General features: G+C 72.6%; 3 protein-coding genes. 2 read left to right on the top strand and 1 reads right to left on the bottom strand.

The window, feature by feature from the left end; translation table 11 throughout:
- Nucleotides 1–415: 415 nt before the first annotated feature.
- On the top strand, nt 416–2,146 hold the full coding sequence (locus GVN67_RS28440) for a hypothetical protein (RefSeq protein WP_235035600.1): 1,731 nt from the start codon (nt 416–418) through the stop codon (nt 2,144–2,146).
- Here GVN67_RS28440 and GVN67_RS28435 read toward each other — a convergent pair.
- Nucleotides 2,143–2,493, bottom strand: a complete 351-nt coding sequence (locus GVN67_RS28435) for a hypothetical protein (protein WP_235035599.1) — start codon at nt 2,491–2,493, stop codon at nt 2,143–2,145. The genes GVN67_RS28440 and GVN67_RS28435 overlap by 4 nt on opposite strands.
- A 163-nt stretch (nt 2,494–2,656) precedes the next feature.
- Here GVN67_RS28435 and GVN67_RS28430 point away from each other — a divergent pair, with 163 nt between their 5' ends.
- Nucleotides 2,657–3,475, top strand: coding sequence for a serine protease (locus GVN67_RS28430; protein ID WP_160000669.1), 819 nt, complete (start codon nt 2,657–2,659; stop codon nt 3,473–3,475).
- Nucleotides 3,476–3,529: the final 54 nt, after the last annotated feature.

Raw genomic sequence — 3,529 nt, 5'->3', positions numbered from 1 at the left:
GGGTACCGGTCATGGGGAGGGCTTCTCCTTCCTGGCATGGCGGGGCCTGGCAGGCCGCCGCGGCCTTGCGAGGCGCGGGCGATCCAGGCGGCGATCATTGGTTTTTAGCAGCTGCGCAAGGGCAGGACCACTTCGCTGTTCGAGAACATCGTAAAGCAAACACTGACAGCGGCCGGGTCCTGTCGTCATGCATGCGAAAAAATATCGCAGGAAAATCGCCTTCGTGCATTTTTGCGTCTGGCTGGAAGAGCGAAAAAAGTCTAAACGAAACCCATCGGAGCCCTGGCCCGCTTTCGCGGCCAGGCGAAGCGGGAGCAGGCAGGGCATGGCGCGGGTGACGGGAGCCGCACGCAAATCGGCCAAGGCTGGCATCGTTCAAGCCGGCATGGTCCAAGCCGGGACGGCCCAGGCTGGCGTGACGACGGGCGCGAAGCAGGCAGCCGGCCAGAGCGGGCGCATCGTCCAGCTGCAGGGCCAGGCGGCCGACGGGCCGGGCTTCTCGATCGAGCTGGTGACCCCGGCCGCGGCGGTCGAGCTGCTCAGCCGCAAGCGCCCCAGCGCCGGCGACAATGCCACCGCCATCGCCGCCTATGCGGAGGCGATGCGCGAGGGCCGCTGGATCCTGAACGGCATGCCGCTGATCCTGTCGCGCGGCGGCGTGCTGCTGGACGGGGTGCAGCGGCTGCGCGGCTGCATCAAGGCCGGCGTGCCCTTCCTGACCGTGCTGGCGCAGAACATTCCCGACGACGTGCTGCACACCATCGATCAGCAGCGCCGCCGCTCCTTCGCCGGCGTGCTCGAGGCGCGCGGCATTCCCCATGCCCATGCCTTGCAGTCGGCATTGGTAAAACTGATCCGCTACGACGACGGCAAGATGCTGCGCGGCGCCGGCACCGCCAGCTGGTCGCGCATGGACCGCGTGCTGCGCGCCAATCCCGACCTGGAGCAGGCGGTGAAGATGTCGCTGGAGAGCGAGGCGACGGCGCTGTCGGAAGCCGTGCGCACGCCGCTGCTCTTCATGGGCTTCCGGGTCGACAAGACGGCGACGCGCCGCTTCCTCGACGCCATCGCCTGGCCGGAGAAGCACAGCCCGATGGAGCCGGGGGCGCGGATCCGCGACCTGATCGACATCACCCGCGGCGACCCGGCGACGCGGCTGAAGCCGGTGACGCTGTTCGCGCTGTGCATCAAGGCGCTGAACGCCACCATCATCGACGAGCCGCAGCGCAGCTACACCTGGATCGACCGCACCGCCAACCCGACCAAGGGCGAGGAGTTTCCGGCGCTGGCCGGCTATCCGGGCCTGGACGATCCGGGAATGGAGAGCGAGACAGAGGAGACCGCCCGCAGCCTGCAGGAAGCCGTCGAACGCCTGGCGTCAGAGGAAAACATCTTTCCGCTGGCGATCGAGAGCATCTCGCCGCAGCAGGCCGAGGCTTACCTCGCGCATAACAGCCGCAACCGGAAGATCGTGGCGGCGCATGTCGATGCCATCGCCCGCGACATCCGCGCCGGCAACTGGATGATGAACGCGCAGCCGATCTGCTTCAGCCGCTCCGGCCGGCTGCTGAACGGCCAGCACCGGCTGTCGGCGGTGCTGCAGGCGGGCGAGGCGATCGAGGTGCCGGTGATGCGCGGCCTGCCGGAGGAGGCCTATGCCACCTACGACATCCACGCCAAGAAGGGCCCGCAGCTGGGCGCCGCCTTCGACCATTTCGGCGACCGCCCGCTGATCGCCGCCGCCGCCGTGCTGCTGTGGAAGCATGAGCTGAAGCCCGCCGGCACGCGCAACGCCAAGCCGACCCCGGCCGAGGTGATGCGCATCGTCGAGCAGCATCCGCGCCTGCTGGAGATGCGCACCTTCGGCCGCAAGATGATCGAGTTCGGCCGCGGCTCGGTGCTGGCCTATGCCGCCTATTGCATCGAGCGCGACGACCCCGAGCTCGGCCGCATCTTCGTCGAGCGCTTCGAGAGCGGCGCCGACCTCCCCCGCGGCCACCTGATCCTGGAGCTGCGCAAGCGCCTGCAGATCCTCCGGCGCGAGCGCACCAGCCAGGAGGAGCAGCTGCGCGAGCTGCTGCAGGCCTGGGCCCGCTTCAAGGAGAAGCCCGACCTGGAGCGGCTCGGCCGGCCGCGCGGCGACTAAGCCCGGGGCTTCAGCAGCTCCAGCTCCTCGGCGCGCTGCTCGGCCTTGCGGGCGGCGGCCAGTTTTTCTCGCTGGTGGTGCTGCGCCAGCGCCAGCTCGAGCCGCTTCAGATGCGCGAAATCCTCGCGCAGACTGTCGCGCAGCAATTCCTCCGCCGCGGCGCGGCGGCGCAGCTCGGCCTCCAGCCCGCGGCGGCGGCGCTCGGCGGCGCGCAGCCAGACCGACCACAGCGCCATCTCCGCCGCATCGCCGCGGGCGCGCCGGGTTTCGCTGGCCAGCACCGCGCCCTGCGCGGCGATGGCCTCCTCCTGCGCCAGGCGGTCGCGCTCGGCGGCGGCCAGCGCCACGCGGCGGGCATCGGCGGCCTGGCGCGCCAGGCGGATCAGCAGCGGCAGGCCCTGGATGGGTGCCTCCCCTCTCGCAAGCCGCTTGGCCCCTCGCCCGGCGGCATGCTAGAGAATATCCGTTTTTCGCAAAGCGGTCGAGCGACGGATGCGGACAGCCCAGCGGGTGCGGATCGGAGCGGCGGTGCTGGCCGCGCTGCTGGCGGCGGCAGGCGTCGCCATGGCCGCGGGCGGCTTCCGCGCGGCGCCGCCGCGGCTGACCCTGGTGGAGACGCTGCCGGCGGGCGCGCATCGCAGCGGCTCGGCCTTCCTGGTGGCGCCGGGGCTGCTGGTGACCAATGCCCATGTGGTGCTGCCCTGCCGCGCCCAGGGGCTGGCGGTGCGGGTCGCCGGCCAGCCCGGGCCCTGGCGCATCCTGGCCGAGGAGCCGGCGGCCGACCTGGCGCTGCTGCGCGGGCCGGCGGCGCCCGACGACCTGCCGCTGGCGCTGTCGGCCGCCGCCCGCCTGCCGCGCGGCGCGCCGGTGCTGGCGCTGGGCTTTCCCGCCGCCGCCGGGCTGCAGGCCAGCCAGGGGCCGCTGCGCCGCGCCACGCTGACCGTGCACGACCCGGAGGGCGGCCGCGCCGTCTCCTTCCGCGTCACCGACCGCCAGGGGCAGGAGGTGGAGGTGAGCTGGGAGGACGGGCTGCGCTATTTCGGCGAGGACCAGGCCGGCCGGCTGCGCTGGCGGCTGGAGATCGACGCGCCCAGCGCCGGCGGCAGCTCCGGCGGGCCGCTGCTGGATGCGGCGGGCAATGTGGTGGGGGTGGTCTATGCCGGGGCGCGCGGCACCAGCTCGGCGGTGCCGCTGGCCGATCTGCGCGACTTCCTGGCGAGCGCCGGGGTGGTGCCGCGCTTTCGGCCGCCGCCGGCTGCGGGGGCCGCCCCGGACTGGGCGGCGCTGCGCGACCGCGCCGCGCCGGCGATGCGGCGGGTGACCTGCTGATGCGCGCGTCAGGCGGCGGCGGGCGACCGGGCATGGCGCGCGCATCAGCAGGTC

Origin of the sequence: Roseomonas sp. 18066, from assembly GCF_902706185.1 — a bacterium.
Lineage (GTDB): Bacteria > Pseudomonadota > Alphaproteobacteria > Acetobacterales > Acetobacteraceae > Pseudoroseomonas.
The sequence above is the reverse complement of the archived record's forward strand: the minus strand, read 5'-3'. Positions and strand labels throughout refer to the sequence as shown.